We start from the raw sequence: 15,214 nt of genomic DNA, 5'->3' as shown, positions 1-15,214 counted from the left end.
CTATTCGGCTGGCTCGCTTGGTTCATGATCAATCGTCACGCCATCTTCCATTTCGATGGAGTTTTCGAGTTGAACATTAAGACCGAGAGAACGCATTTCCTTGATAAGAACGTTGAAGCTTTCTGGAATGCCAGCTTCAAAAGTATCATCCCCACGCACGATTGCCTCGTACACTTTGGTACGGCCCGCCACGTCATCAGACTTAACGGTAAGCATTTCTTGCAAGGTGTAGGCTGCGCCATAAGCTTCAAGTGCCCAGACTTCCATCTCACCAAATCGCTGGCCACCAAATTGTGCTTTACCACCAAGCGGCTGCTGGGTGACAAGCGAATATGGACCAATCGAACGAGCGTGGATTTTATCATCTACAAGGTGATGCAGTTTAAGCATATAGATATAGCCAACTGTCACACGACGATCGAACTGCTCGCCTGTACGCCCATCATAAAGAATAGACTGACCCGATTTATGTAGACCGCCACGCTCAAGCATTTCGACCACATCCGGCTCACGCGCACCATCAAAGACCGGCGTTGCAATGCACACACCGTGTGAAAGCTGTTCGCCAACGAGTTTGATTTCTTCGTCAGAATATTCCGAGACCTTCTCGTTTTTGACACTACCTGAATAGACAGCTTCGATTTCCTTGCGGACCTCTTCCAGTTCACCTGTGCGTCTGTACTCATCCATCATGACGCCAATTTTCTGGCCCATGCCGGCACACGCCCAACCAAGGTGTGTTTCGAGAATTTGCCCCACGTTCATACGCGATGGCACACCAAGCGGGTTCAACACGATATCAACATGCTGACCATCTTCTAGGAATGGCATATCTTCGACAGGAACGATCTTCGAGACCACCCCTTTGTTGCCGTGACGGCCAGCCATTTTATCACCAGGCTGAATTTTGCGTTTAATCGCAACAAAAACTTTGACCATTTTCATCACGCCAGGTGGCAATTCATCACCGCGCTGGAGTTTTTCAACCTTATCGATGAAGCGTTGTTCAAGAAGCTTCCGGCTTTCATCATATTGGCCGCGCAGCGCTTCCAGTTCGCCCATGAATTTCTCATCAGCAAAAGCAAACTGCCACCAATGAGAGCGTGGAAATTCTTCCAGCAATTCAAGGCTTAGTTTCTTCTCGCCTGAGAAGCCTTTAGGTCCACCAATGGCTGTTTTACCAACCAATGTATCGCTGAGACGTGAGTAAACGTTACGGTCAAGAATTGACTGCTCGTCATCTCTATCTTTAGCAAGGCTTTCGATTTCTTCACGCTCGATAGACATCGCACGCTCGTCTTTTTCAACGCCGTGGCGATTGAACACACGAACTTCAACGATTGTCCCTGTGTCCCCAGGAGGAACACGCAAAGATGTATCGCGAACGTCAGAAGCTTTCTCACCAAAGATGGCACGAAGAAGCTTTTCTTCTGGTGTCATCGGGCTTTCGCCTTTTGGTGTGATCTTGCCGACAAGAATGTCACCGGCAGTAACCTCAGCACCAATATAAACGATACCAGCCTCATCGAGATTTCGAAGCGCCTCTTCCGAGACATTTGGAATATCACGTGTGATTTCTTCAGGGCCAAGCTTGGTATCACGGGCCATGACTTCGAATTCTTCGATGTGAATCGAAGTAAACACGTCATCACGCACAATGCGCTCAGATAGAAGAATTGAATCCTCGTAGTTGTAACCATTCCAAGGCATAAACGCCACGAGCGTGTTACGGCCAAGAGCCAAGTCACCCAGATCAGTCGACGGACCGTCAGCGATGATATCGCCTTTGGTTACGAAATCACCCATGCGGACCAGCGGACGCTGATTGATACAGGTGTTCTGGTTTGAACGCTGGAACTTTTGAAGACGATAAATATCGACACCTGGACGGGAAGGATCGAGATCCTCTGTCGCACGAATAACAATCCGTGTTGCATCCACTTGGTCAACAATACCCGCACGGCGCGCACCAATGGCCGCACCAGAATCGCGCGCCACAACAGCTTCCATACCTGTCCCCACGAATGGAGCCTCGGCACGTAGAAGCGGCACAGCCTGACGCATCATGTTTGAACCCATCAAAGCGCGGTTCGCATCATCGTTTTCAAGGAATGGAATAAGCGACGCCGCAACAGATACGAGCTGTTTCGGTGACACATCCATTAGGTCGACATTGTCAACGGGCGTAATCAACACTTCGCCAGCATGGCGAGCCTGTACGGTATCATTGACAAATTTATAGCTTTCATCCAGCGGGGCATTCGCCTGAGCCACCACATAATTGGCCTCTTCCATTGCAGAAAGATAAACAACCTCAGTTGTAACAGCACCATCAACCACTTTGCGGTATGGGCTTTCAATAAAGCCGTATTTATTGACCCTCGCAAAAGTAGCCAATGAGTTGATAAGACCAATGTTTGGTCCCTCAGGTGTTTCAATTGGACAAATACGACCGTAGTGAGTTGGGTGCACATCGCGCACTTCAAAACCAGCACGTTCACGGGTAAGACCACCAGGCCCAAGCGCTGAAAGACGACGCTTGTGCGTAATCTCGGATAGCGGGTTCGTTTGGTCCATAAACTGTGACAATTGTGATGAACCGAAGAACTCACGCACAGCGGCCGCTGCCGGTTTAGCGTTGATGAGATCTTGCGGCATCACTGTATCGATTTCGACAGAAGACATGCGTTCTTTAATGGCGCGCTCCATGCGAAGGAGACCAACGCGATACTGATTTTCCATCAATTCGCCAACAGAGCGAACGCGGCGGTTGCCGAGGTTATCAATATCGTCAATCTCGCCGCGACCATCGCGTAGATCGATCAAGGTGCGCACAACTTCTGTGATGTCTTCCTTACGAAGAACACGAACCGTGTCTTCCGCATCAAGCCCCATGCGCATGTTCATTTTCACGCGGCCAACAGCTGACAAATCATAGCGTTCTGAATCGAAGAACAATGATTGGAACATGGCTTCAGCCGTCTCAATCGTCGGTGGCTCACCAGGACGCATCACACGATAAATATCGAACAAGGCGCCTTCACGGCTATCATTTTTATCAGCGGCAAGCGTGTTGCGCAGATAAGGACCAATATTCACATGGTCAATGTCGAGAAGATCAAACTCAGTGAAACCATATTCGATCATGGCTTCTAGAATTTCAGCATCAATCTCGTCACCGGCTTCAGCAAAAATCGCGCCGTTTTCCATGTTGATCATGTCTTTTGAGACATAACGACCAATCAAATCGTCGTTTTCAACTTGAAGATCTTTGACGCCTTTTTCTGCAAGCTGCTTGACTGTGCGCGCGGTAATTTTCTTACCTGATTCAATCACCACTTCACCAGAGTCAGCATCTACCATATCGGCTTTTGCTTTTTGGCCTTTGTAGTAATCGCCATCAAATGGGATACGCCAGCCTTCGCCTGAGCGTGTGTATTTAATTGTGTTATAATATTCAGCCAAAACACTTTCAGGGCTGTAACCCAATGCATAAAGCAATGTGGTTGCCGGTAGTTTACGGCGACGGTCGATACGCGCGTGAATGATGTCTTTCGCATCAAACTCAATATCAAGCCATGAACCACGGTAAGGAATAATGCGCGAGGCAAACAAGAGCTTGCCTGAAGAATGCGTTTTGCCTTTGTCGTGATCAAAGAACACGCCCGGTGAGCGGTGCATTTGAGAAACAATCACGCGCTCTGTACCATTGACAACAAATGTACCATTGCCAGTCATGAACGGCATATCGCCCATGTAAACATCTTGTTCTTTGATGTCTTTCACTGACTTGGCGCCTGTGTCTTCGTCAATATCAAACACGATAAGGCGAAGCGTCACTTTCAATGGCGCGGAATAGGTCATGCCACGCTGGCGACATTCTTCTACGTCGTATTTTGGTGCTTCATATTCATAGGACACATATTCCAGCAAAGATGAGCCAGAAAAATCGGAAATAGGGAATACTGATTTAAAGACAGCCTGAAGGCCTTCTTCAATACGGCCACCGTCATCTTGTTTTGCAACCTGCAAAAACTGATCGTAAGATGCTTTTTGCACCTCAATCAGGTTTGGCATTTCTGCTACTTCGGTGATGGTGCCGTAATATTTACGCAGACGTCTGCGACCGGAAAATGCTTGGGCCATTTTCGCTCCTATAGTCCGATCTATTGAGCGATAAGATCGGTTTGGTTATATTTCACTGCCGTTCGTGCCGCTCAAACACCACTGCACAGTGAAACCAAATAAGTTGATTATCAAATCGTCCACCGCGTAATCGCTGGACGATTGGAAAAGCAACATTTACAAGTTCGCCTCAACTTGAGACGTCAACAGGTGTGTTTGATTTTAAGACCAAACACACCCGATTTTAGCTCTTCAAAAGAAGATTGCTTAGAAGTCTTACTTAACTTCAGCAGAGGCGCCAGCAGCTTCAAGCTTGCCTTTGATCTCTTCAGCTTCTTCTTTAGATACGCCTTCTTTAACAGCCTTAGGAGCTGCTTCAACAAGGTCTTTCGCTTCTTTCAGGCCAAGACCTGTGATGCCGCGAACTTCTTTGATGACGTTGATTTTCTTATCACCAACGCCAGCAAGAATAACATCAAATTCAGTTTTTGCTTCAGCGGCTTCACCGCCACCAGCACCAGGTGCAGCAGCAACAGCAGCAACAGGTGCTGCGGCAGATACGCCCCATTTATCTTCAAGCAATTTTGAAAGCTCAGCAGCTTCCAACACTGTAAGGGCAGACAGATCGTCTACGATTTTTTCCAAATCAGCCATTTTTTCATTTCCTTAGTTTGAACCATTATTTAGTTTGATCTACGACCTCAGGCCGCTTCATCTTTAGAGGCATATGCACCAACCACACGTGCGAGCTGACCCGCTGGTGCGTTGACGACTTGTGCGATTTTGCCAGCTGGTGCTTGTAGCAAGCCAACAATTTTACCGCGCAACTCATCAAGTGAAGGCATAGAGGCAAGAGCCTTCACACCATCAACATCAAGGTTGGTTGATCCCATCGCACCACCAAGAATGACGAAATCTTCGTTCTTCTTGGCAAATGCAGAAGCGATCTTTGGAGCTGCAACTGGATCATCGGCATATGCGATGATTGTCGGGCCTGAAAACAGACCTTCAATGTGTTCAGCTTCCGTGCCTTTAAGAGCAAGCTTTACGAGGCGGTTTTTCGCCACTTTGACACTGGCACCAGCTTCACGCATCTGAGTACGAAGCTCAGACATTTGCGCAACAGTTAGGCCAGCATAGTGGGCCACAACCACAGAACTTGCGCTGTTAAACGCTTCGTTCAATGACGTGACGAGCTCAGTTTTTTCTGCTCTATCCACTGCTTTTCTCCGTTTAGGATATTTGAGAACTCAAACATCCCGATGGCATTTGCCGATATGGCCTACTCACTCGATACCGAGAAATTGACCAAACCGACGGTTTAGCCTGCCCCCTTGAAGCCCCACAAAAGTGAGAACAAGGAATAAAGGTTCAAACCAAATTCCAGCCCAATAATTGGTAGCGCTGGTAAATTCAGTTTTGACCCATCTCATGCTGGCCCATTTGGCTTAAAGCGCATCTTAAACAGATGGCTACCCGCAATCTCGGACAGGGCGGAAAAGAGAAACTCCCCTTTCCTAATTCAAAGACGATCAAGACCGTCTTTGAAAATCTTTCAAATCATCGGTTAAGCGCTAAGGCTACCGACTTCAATTTTTACACCTGGGCCCATTGTGGACGACAGGCCGATGCGCTGTACAAATGTGCCTTTTGTGCCTGATGGCTTAGCCTTTTGAACAGCATCTGTGAATGCTTTTATGTTTTCGACAAGCGCGGCTTCGCTGAAGCTTGCTTTGCCTACACCTGCGTGAAGGATACCGGCTTTTTCAACACGAAAATCAACCGCGCCACCTTTGGCGGCTTCAACAGCCTTTTTAACATCAGGTGTCACTGTGCCAACTTTTGGGTTAGGCATCAGGTTGCGTGGACCAAGCACTTTACCAAGACGACCGACAATCGGCATCATGTCTGGTGTTGCGATACAACGATCAAAATCGATTTTGCCGCCTTGAACAGCTTCCATCAGGTCTTCAGCTCCAACGATATCAGCACCGGCCGCTTTGGCCTCTTCTGCTTTATCGCCACGCGCAAAAACAGCAACGCGGGTTGTTTTACCTGTACCATTTGGCAAATTGCACACACCACGAACCATCTGGTCTGCGTGACGTGGATCAACACCGAGGTTCATCACAAGATCAATTGTCTCATCAAACTTACTCGTCGCCCGCTCTTTTATCATCTTTACAGCTTCTTCAAGAGTGTACTCTGAGTTTTTATCGATACCCTCAAGGGCTTTCTTCATACGTTTTCCAGCTTTTGCCATCTTATTAGCCCTCCACCGCGTAACCCATTGAACGGGCAGAACCTTCGACCTGCAACATGGCAGCTTCGATTGTAAAGGCGTTCAGGTCTTTCATTTTAGCTTCGGCAATCTCGCGTATTTTAGCGCGTGGAATTGTCGCAACTGCTTCACGGCCTGGAGTTTGTGACCCACTTTTCATGCCGGCCGCTTTTTTGAGAAGGAAAGACACCGGCGGTGTTTTCATTTCAAAGGTGAACGACTTATCTTGATAGATGGTAATTGTCACAGGCACTGGCGCGCCTTTTTCGACTTCCTGTGTCGCCGCATTAAACGCCTTACAGAATTCCATGATGTTCAGACCACGCTGACCGAGGGCTGGACCGATAGGCGGTGACGGGGATGCCGACGCCGCTGGTACCTGAAGCTTCAGGTATCCTTGAATTTTTTTCGCCATTTTCTACTCCTTTTGTCAGCCTTGGCTGACGTTATGTTGAGTTTGCGTGGTACGGTTTAAACGCCGGCGAAGCGTCGCCCCTCCCACACAATGTTTTGGTCAAAGCTTGTTGACTTGACCAAATTCGAGTTCGACCGGGGTTGCCCGACCAAAAATTGAAACTGTTACTTTAACTCTTGCACGATCCTCATCGATCTCTTCAACAAACCCGTCGAAGTCCGAGAATGGACCGTCTGAAACTTTGACCTTTTCGCCAATCTCGAAAGTGATCGATGGCTTAGGACGATCAACGCCATCTTGCACCTGCATCAAAATACGATCAGCTTCCGCATCAGAAATAGGTGCGGGCTTGGAATCATTACCAAGGAAACCCGTTACCTTCGGCGTTTCTTTGATGAGGTGGAACGTTTCGTCCGTCAGCTCCATGCGAACCAGCACGTAGCCTGGGAAAAATTTGCGCTCCGCATCGACCTTACGGCCGCGACGCACTTCAACAACTTTTTCCGTCGGCACAATCACGCTCTCAACGAGATCCTGAAGTCCCTTCTTCTCAACTTTTTCCTGAATCGCCTCGCAAACTTTTTTCTCAAAGTTCGAATAAGCATTCACGATGTACCAGCGCATGGCCATATTGTTATCTTCTCCGCATCGCTTTTGTTGTCTAAATTAACGCCCGACGCTCAATAGCGAACCGATGCCCCATCCTAAAATTTGATCAATCGCCAGAAAAAATAGCGATGCTATAACGACCATAATCAGCACCATAATGGTGGTAACCAAGGTTTCATTGCGTGTAGGCCATACAACTTTAGACGTTTCCGCACGTACTTCTTGCAAAAACTTGAACGGATTTCCTATCGCCATAAACGCTTCTCTTTTGTCTCAATCGCTGAAAACAACCGGATTATTCCAATATGCTTTCTAGACGAATTATAGGCGCGAAAGCAAAATACAGCTCGCGCGCCTTAAAAAGTTACTGTGGTTCTAATCCCACTTTTCATATTTCTCAAGAGGCATTTCACTAGAAAATGTCATAAATCTCACATAAATGAACATATCAGCCACAGATTCGCACCTCAACAATCTTAAAAAGTGTGATATTTGCAATCATCGTAGCTTTAAACAAGGCAGAATGCCCCAATGATAACAATTGTTATCCCGACATTAAATGCCGCTGAGTCGCTCCCCCATTGTCTTTCATGCCTTGAGAAGATGGAGCAAGATAAAATTGCGTGTATTATAATTTGTGATGGCGGATCAAAAGATGCAACAAAAAATAAGGCAAAGGCTAATGGCGCTAAGGTGATTGAAACAGCGCCGGGCCGTGGGCAACAGCTTCATCAAGGTGCATTGGAAGCCAAAACCGAGTGGATATTATTTCTGCATGCCGACACGCACCTTTCTTCTCATGCGGACAAAGTCATTGACCGTTTCATCACCAATCCTGAAAACAAGTTTCGGGCAGGATATTTTCGATTCAAGCTCGACGATGGAAGCAATGAGGCGCGAAAGCTTGAGCGGCAGGTTGCATGGCGCTGCGAAAAATTCGCACTCCCCTATGGCGATCAAGCACTTTTGATAAACCGAGACTTTTATAATCAGCTTGGAGGCTATAAAAATATAGCTCTCATGGAAGATGTTGATTTGATCTGGCGAATTGAAAAACTATATGGAAAACAGGCCCTTGTTTTATTGGATGCAGATGCAACCACAAGCGCACAGAAATTTCAGCGCGATGGTTATTTCAAACGCTCAGGCCGCAACCTATTCTGCCTCTTTTTATTCTGGATTAAAGTGCCACCCCATTTGATTGTGAAGTTATACTGATGCGACGCCATGTCATCCTCTTTGCTCGTTCGCCGCGCTTTGGGCGCGTCAAAACTCGCCTTGCTCACGATATCGGCAAAGTAGAAACGCTACGATTTTACCGCAATACACTGGCATCTGTTTCAAAGCGAATTGCCGATCATGGCACCTACCAATTCTCCATCGCTCTCACCCCAGACATTGATATTGATGACAATGCGGCCCCCCTCCTCCATGGTTTTGAGCTGGAAGCACAAGGTGATGGTGATCTTGGTCTGCGTATGTCGAGCACATTTGCAAATCTGCCCCCTGGCCCGGCCCTTATCATTGGTAGCGATATACCTGAGATCCAACCCCACCATATCGAACTTGCTTTTGCCAAATTAGGGCAAAGTGACGCTGTCTTTGGTCCTTGTGATGATGGTGGTTACTGGCTTGTTGGTCTAAAGCGGCTTCGACCAACGCCGCCCAATTTCATGAAAAAGGTCAGATGGTCGTCATCTCACACCTTAAAAGACACGATTGCCACACTACCCAAACACTGGAAGATGTCTTATATCAATAATTTGGACGATATTGACGACGGCGCCGCTTTTCATAAATGGCGAAAGCGCCAAACAATGAGAAGTATTTGATGGGTATTGTAACAACCCTTGCCAATCCAACACGATTTATGAAGCTCACGGCTATTTTGTTGCCAGTCACGGTGAGCCTTGCGGTCATATTGACCGTTATTGGTCTTTACATGGCCTTTTTTATTGCGCCTGAAGATTACCAACAAGGTCAAACCGTGCGCATCATGTTCATTCATGTGCCATCAGCTTGGCTTGCTATGTTTTCCTATACGTTGATGACCTTTTCTGCCATTGGCACTTTGGTTTGGAAGCACCCTCTCGCTGATGTCTCAGCTAAAGCCGCCGCTCCGCTTGGTGCAGCTTTTGCTCTACTCACGCTCGTTACCGGCTCTTTATGGGGAAAACCCACATGGGGCACTTGGTGGATTTGGGACGCGCGTCTGACCTCCGTTTTGGTGCTATTCATTATGTATCTAGGGCTGATTGCGCTGTGGAATGTGATTGAAGAGCCAGCAAAAGCCGCAAAAGCAACAGCGGTGATGATCCTTGTGGGATTTATCAATATTCCGATTATTAAATTCTCGGTCGATTGGTGGAATACGCTGCATCAACCGGCCAGCGTTCTACGTCTTGATGGACCTGCTATTCATTCTGACATATTAGTACCGCTACTGGTGATGGCCTTTGCTTTTACTTTTATCTTTACGTCATTGCATTTTATGGCCATGCGCAATGAAATCATGCGTCGGCGTGTGCGCTCATTACAAAGCCGTGCGGCATTTGATGCGTCCAGCAATGATTTACAACAGGTAGCGGAATAGTTTGCATGTTTTTCGATGATCAAAACGGCTATATCACCGCGTCATATGTCGTGACTGCACTTGTTTTCATCGTTCTGACATTTTGGGTGTTCAGTGACCGCAAAAAGCAGAAAAACGCACTGAATGAATTAGAGCAACACGGCATTACACGACACGACAAGGAAAAGACGGGCCAATGAGTTCTGATATTCAGGCATCAAAACCTCGAAAACGTGGCAGTGGTTTCTATCTCCTGCCCTTGATTATATTTGCAGCTCTTTGCGCCTTATTTTTCTTTCAGCTTACAAGTGGGAAAGATAATTCAACCGTCCCTTCAGCCCTGATAGGCAAGCCGGTACCAACTTTCGAACTTGCTGCCCTTGAAGGCACAGGGCTGCCAGGGTTTTCGACTCAATCAGCCAGTCAAGCAAAACTCACGCTAATCAATGTGTGGGCCTCATGGTGTATTCCTTGCCGAGATGAGCATCCTTTTGTTAAACAATTAGCAAAAGACGAGCGTCTCAAGGTTTTTGGGCTGAATTACAAAGACCAACCCGATGCGGCGCTTAGCTTTCTAAAAGAGCTAGGCAATCCCTATGACGCTATCGGCGTTGATGCTAATGGTCGTGTCGGAATTGATTTTGGTGTTTATGGCGTACCAGAAACTTTTGTCGTCGATAATAAGGGAACAATTGTTTATAAATTTATTGGCCCTATCAGCAAAAGACGACTAGACAGTGAGCTCATACCAGCGATTGAAAAAGCGCTAACTCAATAAACACAAAGACACAATAAAACCGAAGGCCGATTATGTCTCATCCGCTTTGTGGCGCAGATTTGAAAACTTTATCCGCCGTCTTTTCTCGTGGCGGCGCGCCCTCATCAGACAAAATTTTAAAAACTGCAGGTATCTGGGGTGCGGCCCTTGCTCGTGCGCCCATTTCTGCGATTGAAAAAGCCATCATGGAAAGCCGCCTGCCGGAAGCTGATGAGTTACCGCCACCGATTTTCATTCTCGGCCATTGGCGCTCTGGCACAACACACCTTTATAATACGATGGTGAAGGCAGATACCTTCAGCTATGTGAATCCTATTGCGACCGGATTACCATGGGATATGTTTGGCATTGCGCGCGCTTTTCAGCCTCTTTTAGAGCGTAGCATTCCACGCGATCGCTATATCGACAATATTCCCGTCACACCCGATGCACCGCAGGAAGATGAAATCGCGCTCGCTTCTATGACACCGATATCTTTTTATCATGCGATCTATTTCCCAAGCGTATTTGATGACCAGTTAAAACGCGGCCTATTCTTCGAAAACTGCACACAGGCCGAGCGGGAAAGCCGCAAATTTGCCTTCACTCATTTCATGCGCAAACTGGCACACCAACAAGGCAAACAGCTTCTCATTAAAAATCCGGTCTATACTGGCTGCCCGCTTTTCTTAAAAGAAGCCTTTCCGAACGCTAAGTTCATTCATATTCACAGAAACCCCTTCGAAGTCTTTCTTTCTATGAGAAATTTTTATCATAAGCTTTTGCCAGTTTTTGCCCTTCAAAAGTTTGATCACCTCAATATTGATGAGATTGTGTTGGCCACATATGATGAAATGATGCAGCGGTTTGAGCGAGAAACGGCAGGTTTTCAAGCACCAGACTTCGTCGAAATTGGCTATGATGCATTAAGTGCTGATCCGATTGGCTCGCTCGAGACAATATATAAAACCTTGGAACTGGATGGTTTCGATTTAGCAAAGCCTGCATTTGATACATATCTAGGCTCCGTGAAATCTTATAAGAAAAACGCCTTTAAAGGATCGCCTGAAATGGCCGAAAATGTCGCGTCGCGCTGTGCGCATTTTATTGATAAATGGCGTTATCAAATGCCTGAGGTTGTTGGGTGATGCGCCGCATTGCCCTCATCACAACAGCCCTTGTTTTAGGTGCCTGTTCTGACGCGCCTCAAAAGACCGTCTACCAACACGACCAATGCCACCGCCTCACTTTGATTGATCAAGACAAGGGCTTAGAGATATTAGGCGCGGAAGATATCGTGCGCCTGCCAGATGGTGACTTGTTGGTTTCAGCCTATGATCGGCGTAGCCGCGATGAAAGCGGCGTGCCGCCCGAAGGCGGTCTTTATATTGTGCCGAAAAGCGCCTTGAACAATAAGACGCTTAACGTCTCCTCTCTTATCAAGTCCCTAACCGGTGGTTTGAGGCCTCACGGAATTGATGGCATCGAGCTGGAAGATAAAACATTACGGATAGCCTTTGTTAATCGCGGTGCCACATCGAACGGTAAGCGCTTTCCTTCTATTGTTACATTTGAGCTTGATGGCCAAAACTCCTCCAGACCAGTTATGACGCCAAGTTATTCATTTTGCAGAGCCAATGACCTTGCCTTCAACAAGACCAAAACATCGCCGCCAACATTGCTCATAACCCATGATAGAAAATATTGCGCCGGCTTTGATGCATTTTATGAAAACGTATTAGGTAAAACACTTGGTTTTGTTCGCTTCTTCAAGGACAAAACACCATTTGTCCAAGGTATCGCTTTTCCAAACGGCATTGGCATCCAGTTTCCTGACCGTCCGCTGGGTGATAACAATTTTCTGGCCATTGCCGAAACCCGCGCCAACCGCATCAGCTATTATCCAAAGACCCCTGCCCGTGATACCGTCGACCTGCCGGGTAGCCCCGATAATCTAACCATCTGGCGGCCTGGCATTATTCTAGCTGCTCTTCACCCAAGCCTCGTACGACTTGCGCTTTATCGTTATAAATGGCCCAGTTTTGCTCTTGCCCCGTCGCGTGTGGTTAAAGTATCAGGAACACAGGTCTTGACGCTCTTTGACGATCCCACCGGTGAGAAATTTTCTGCAGCGTCTGTTGCAGTACAAACGGCTGGCAAACTGGTTTTGGGCAGTGTTGGTGAAAGTGGTCTTCTTGTTTGCAGCGGGCGGAGCACATCATGAGTAAACTCGTTTTAGTAACTGGCGCAAACGGGTTTGTCGGTCGTCATTTAGTGGCGCGGCTTCTCACTGATGGTCATCAAGTGCGAGCGCTAGATAAATCCTTTAAAGCCGCGCCAGAAGATGGCGCTGAGCGCATTGAATCTGATATTCTTGATAAAGCTGTTGTATCTGCCGCTATGCAAGATGTTGAGATGGTTTTTCATCTTGCAGCAATTACAGCTCTTTGGATGCCTGACGAAGATATTTATCAATCAGTGAATGTCGAGGGTACGCATATGGTACTTGAGGCAGCCGTTGAGGCCAAAGCGCAGCGCTTTGTTCATTGTTCCAGCTTTGTCACCACGATCACAGGACCACGCACCGCACGCAGTATTAGCGAAAATGATATGCCAAACAATGATGCCTTATTTGGCGCTTATGCCCGCTCTAAAAGGCGGGCCGAGAAAATTGTCCTTGATGCGAATTATCGTATTGAACCTATTATTGTAATGCCATCAGCTCCGCTTGGGCCGGGAGATTTTAATATGACCGCGCCCACTTGTTTCATCCGTGATTTAGCCAATGGCAAAATTCCGGCGACGATTGATCAGATTATCAATTTTGTTGATGTGCAGCTTCTGGCTGATGCCATCGCAATTGCAGGAAGAGAGGGTGAATCAGGCGAGCGCTATCTATTGACCGGGAAAAACCGCGACATGCGGGATTTTCTCATGTTGATGGAAAAAATCACGGGGCTTTCTATGCCCAAAACACAAGTGCCTTATGCCTTGGCGGCAACCGCTTCTTTTATTGAAGAAAAGATGATCAGCCGCCTCACCAAAAAGCCGCCCAAAGCGCCTTATGCAGGTGTTCGCATGGCAGGGCGTAAGTTTGAGTTCGATTGTTCAAAGGCAATGAATGATCTAGACATCAATCTTTATCCGATTGAAGAGGCTCTCACCGAATCTCTTTTATGGCTGAAGAAAGAAGGCCACCTGACACGCCCCCTTACCGCCATTGATGCCCTTCAAGAATAAGTCCGCCCTTTCCAAGCCCCACCCTTGCCGCGCCAGTGGTTGATTGCTGAGGAAAATGTCATCGCCATATAAATCATGGCCGATAGCGGCAACAGCAGCGCCCAAAATGTATTTTTCTTGTAGCGGATCAAGGTTGGGCAATAAGCAACCATGGCCATAAGCCAAGCACCAAGGCCCAAGAAGCAAGCCAACACCGACTGGTGAAGTGGCACAGTAAAAAATGCTAATGGCGCGATCAAATACGTCAGCGCCATGCCTATAACAGCGCCGATAAGCGCAAGATTTGAAAAGTGCAATTGTGTGAAAGCTGTGCGTGCGACCATATTCCAGATCGTGTTAAGCGCACGATTATCGCGCAGGCTAACAACCCCCTCATCAAAACCAAGAAAGACCGACCGCTTTGCGCCTTTCGGGTCTTTCAATGCCAAAGCGAGCGAGCAATCATCAATCAAAGAGCCGCGAATGCGCTCAACACCACCAATCTCTTCAAGCGCAGCGCGATTGACCAACATACACCCACCCGCCGCCCCCGCGACCCGACTTGTTTTATCATTGGTCGATGCAAAAGGATAAAGCTTCTGGAAAAAGAAAATAAACGCTGGCATCAATAAGCTGCCCCAAAAACCCCGCGCATCAAGATGGGCCATCACTGAGACGAGAACGCGGCTATCATGCTCTGCCTTATAAACAAGCTTTTCTAAAACATCCGGTGCATGAGTTATATCCGCATCGGTCAACAGTACATAAGAAGCATTTGGAGCAAGATCTTTGGCTGCCTGCAAACCATTATGGACCGCCCATAATTTTCCTGACCAGCCCTCGCTCAATGGTTTGTTTGACACCACATGCACATCGCGTTTTGAATTTTGGCCAAGCCCACGGACAATATCGCCAGTTCCGTCATTAGATTGATCATCCACAACAATCAGCGAGAAATCTCCACGGTACTTTGTTGCCAAATGGCTTTTTGTCACCGCGCCAATGCTCTCAGCCTCATTGCGAGCGGGAATCATAGCCACAACAGCGGGCCATTTGGCTTTTTTTCGCGAAGCAGCCGCACCCAGCACTTGATTGGCCAGCCAGAACCAGCCGTTGAACACAATCAGATAAATCCAGATAAGACAGGAAAGCGTGGTCGCTATAATGAGGGAAGTTTGAATATCCATTAAACCATGACAAGAATTGACGTGCATGAATGTGCATCATTTCGCCCTT

At 47.4% G+C, this 15,214-nt stretch carries 16 protein-coding genes; 8 read left to right on the top strand and 8 right to left on the bottom strand.

The features are described 5' to 3' along the window. The 7 genes from rpoB to secE all read right to left on the bottom strand — a co-directional run bounded on the left by rpoB (position 1) and on the right by secE (position 7,685). Positions 1-4,146 (bottom strand): DNA-directed RNA polymerase subunit beta, encoded by a 4,146-nt coding sequence (gene rpoB / locus ABJ081_08970; GenBank protein ID MEP6356802.1) that lies wholly within the window; start codon positions 4,144-4,146, stop codon positions 1-3. 255 nt (positions 4,147-4,401) lie between these two features. Beyond that, positions 4,402-4,779, bottom strand: a complete 378-nt coding sequence (gene rplL, locus ABJ081_08965; GenBank protein MEP6356801.1) for a 50S ribosomal protein L7/L12 — start codon at positions 4,777-4,779, stop codon at positions 4,402-4,404. A gap of 47 nt (positions 4,780-4,826) precedes the next feature. Then, positions 4,827-5,345, bottom strand: a complete 519-nt coding sequence (rplJ, locus tag ABJ081_08960) for a 50S ribosomal protein L10 (protein ID MEP6356800.1) — start codon at positions 5,343-5,345, stop codon at positions 4,827-4,829. A 347-nt stretch (positions 5,346-5,692) separates the two neighbouring features. Continuing rightward, positions 5,693-6,388 (bottom strand): 50S ribosomal protein L1, encoded by a 696-nt coding sequence (gene rplA / locus ABJ081_08955; protein ID MEP6356799.1) that lies wholly within the window; start codon positions 6,386-6,388, stop codon positions 5,693-5,695. A gap of 4 nt (positions 6,389-6,392) precedes the next feature. After that, positions 6,393-6,821, bottom strand: a complete 429-nt coding sequence (gene rplK, locus ABJ081_08950; GenBank protein ID MEP6356798.1) for a 50S ribosomal protein L11 — start codon at positions 6,819-6,821, stop codon at positions 6,393-6,395. 99 nt (positions 6,822-6,920) lie between these two features. Beyond that, the gene (gene nusG / locus ABJ081_08945) at positions 6,921-7,451 is read right to left on the bottom strand and encodes a transcription termination/antitermination protein NusG (GenBank protein MEP6356797.1); all 531 of its coding nucleotides are present in this window, start codon (positions 7,449-7,451) and stop codon (positions 6,921-6,923) included. A 36-nt stretch (positions 7,452-7,487) separates the two neighbouring features. Next, positions 7,488-7,685, bottom strand: coding sequence for a preprotein translocase subunit SecE (gene secE / locus ABJ081_08940; GenBank protein MEP6356796.1), 198 nt, complete (start codon positions 7,683-7,685; stop codon positions 7,488-7,490). 276 nt (positions 7,686-7,961) lie between these two features. Here secE and ABJ081_08935 point away from each other — a divergent pair, with 276 nt between their 5' ends. Genes ABJ081_08935 through ABJ081_08900 form a run of 8 tightly spaced genes read left to right on the top strand, consistent with a single transcriptional unit; the run spans position 7,962 to position 13,999 of the window. Then, complete coding sequence (locus ABJ081_08935; protein MEP6356795.1) at positions 7,962-8,648, top strand: TIGR04283 family arsenosugar biosynthesis glycosyltransferase; 687 nt, start codon at positions 7,962-7,964, stop codon at positions 8,646-8,648. After that, complete coding sequence (locus ABJ081_08930) at positions 8,648-9,262, top strand: TIGR04282 family arsenosugar biosynthesis glycosyltransferase (protein ID MEP6356794.1); 615 nt, start codon at positions 8,648-8,650, stop codon at positions 9,260-9,262. Before ABJ081_08935 ends, ABJ081_08930 begins: the two co-directional genes overlap by 1 nt. Further along, on the top strand, positions 9,262-10,023 hold the full coding sequence (locus ABJ081_08925; protein MEP6356793.1) for a heme ABC transporter permease: 762 nt from the start codon (positions 9,262-9,264) through the stop codon (positions 10,021-10,023). Before ABJ081_08930 ends, ABJ081_08925 begins: the two co-directional genes overlap by 1 nt. A gap of 5 nt (positions 10,024-10,028) precedes the next feature. Next, positions 10,029-10,202 (top strand): heme exporter protein CcmD, encoded by a 174-nt coding sequence (ccmD, locus tag ABJ081_08920; protein ID MEP6356792.1) that lies wholly within the window; start codon positions 10,029-10,031, stop codon positions 10,200-10,202. Beyond that, a complete protein-coding gene (locus ABJ081_08915) occupies positions 10,199-10,780 on the top strand; it encodes a DsbE family thiol:disulfide interchange protein (GenBank protein MEP6356791.1) in 582 nt (193 codons plus the stop codon). The genes ccmD and ABJ081_08915 overlap by 4 nt, the downstream gene beginning before the upstream one ends. Before the next feature lie 32 nt (positions 10,781-10,812). Beyond that, on the top strand, positions 10,813-11,907 hold the full coding sequence (locus ABJ081_08910; GenBank protein ID MEP6356790.1) for a sulfotransferase: 1,095 nt from the start codon (positions 10,813-10,815) through the stop codon (positions 11,905-11,907). Further along, complete coding sequence (locus tag ABJ081_08905; GenBank protein MEP6356789.1) at positions 11,907-12,983, top strand: hypothetical protein; 1,077 nt, start codon at positions 11,907-11,909, stop codon at positions 12,981-12,983. The genes ABJ081_08910 and ABJ081_08905 overlap by 1 nt, the downstream gene beginning before the upstream one ends. Beyond that, positions 12,980-13,999, top strand: a complete 1,020-nt coding sequence (locus ABJ081_08900; protein MEP6356788.1) for an NAD-dependent epimerase/dehydratase family protein — start codon at positions 12,980-12,982, stop codon at positions 13,997-13,999. The genes ABJ081_08905 and ABJ081_08900 overlap by 4 nt, the downstream gene beginning before the upstream one ends. On the opposite strand, the gene ABJ081_08895 is transcribed toward ABJ081_08900, so the two are convergent. After that, the gene (locus tag ABJ081_08895) at positions 13,990-15,192 is read right to left on the bottom strand and encodes a glycosyltransferase (protein ID MEP6356787.1); all 1,203 of its coding nucleotides are present in this window, start codon (positions 15,190-15,192) and stop codon (positions 13,990-13,992) included. The genes ABJ081_08900 and ABJ081_08895 overlap by 10 nt on opposite strands. Between the last annotated feature and the right edge of the window lie 22 nt (positions 15,193-15,214).

This window comes from Hyphomicrobiales bacterium (genome assembly GCA_039989895.1).
Lineage (GTDB): Bacteria > Pseudomonadota > Alphaproteobacteria > Rhizobiales > JACESI01 > JACESI01.
The sequence above is the reverse complement of the archived record's forward strand: the minus strand, read 5'-3'. Positions and strand labels throughout refer to the sequence as shown.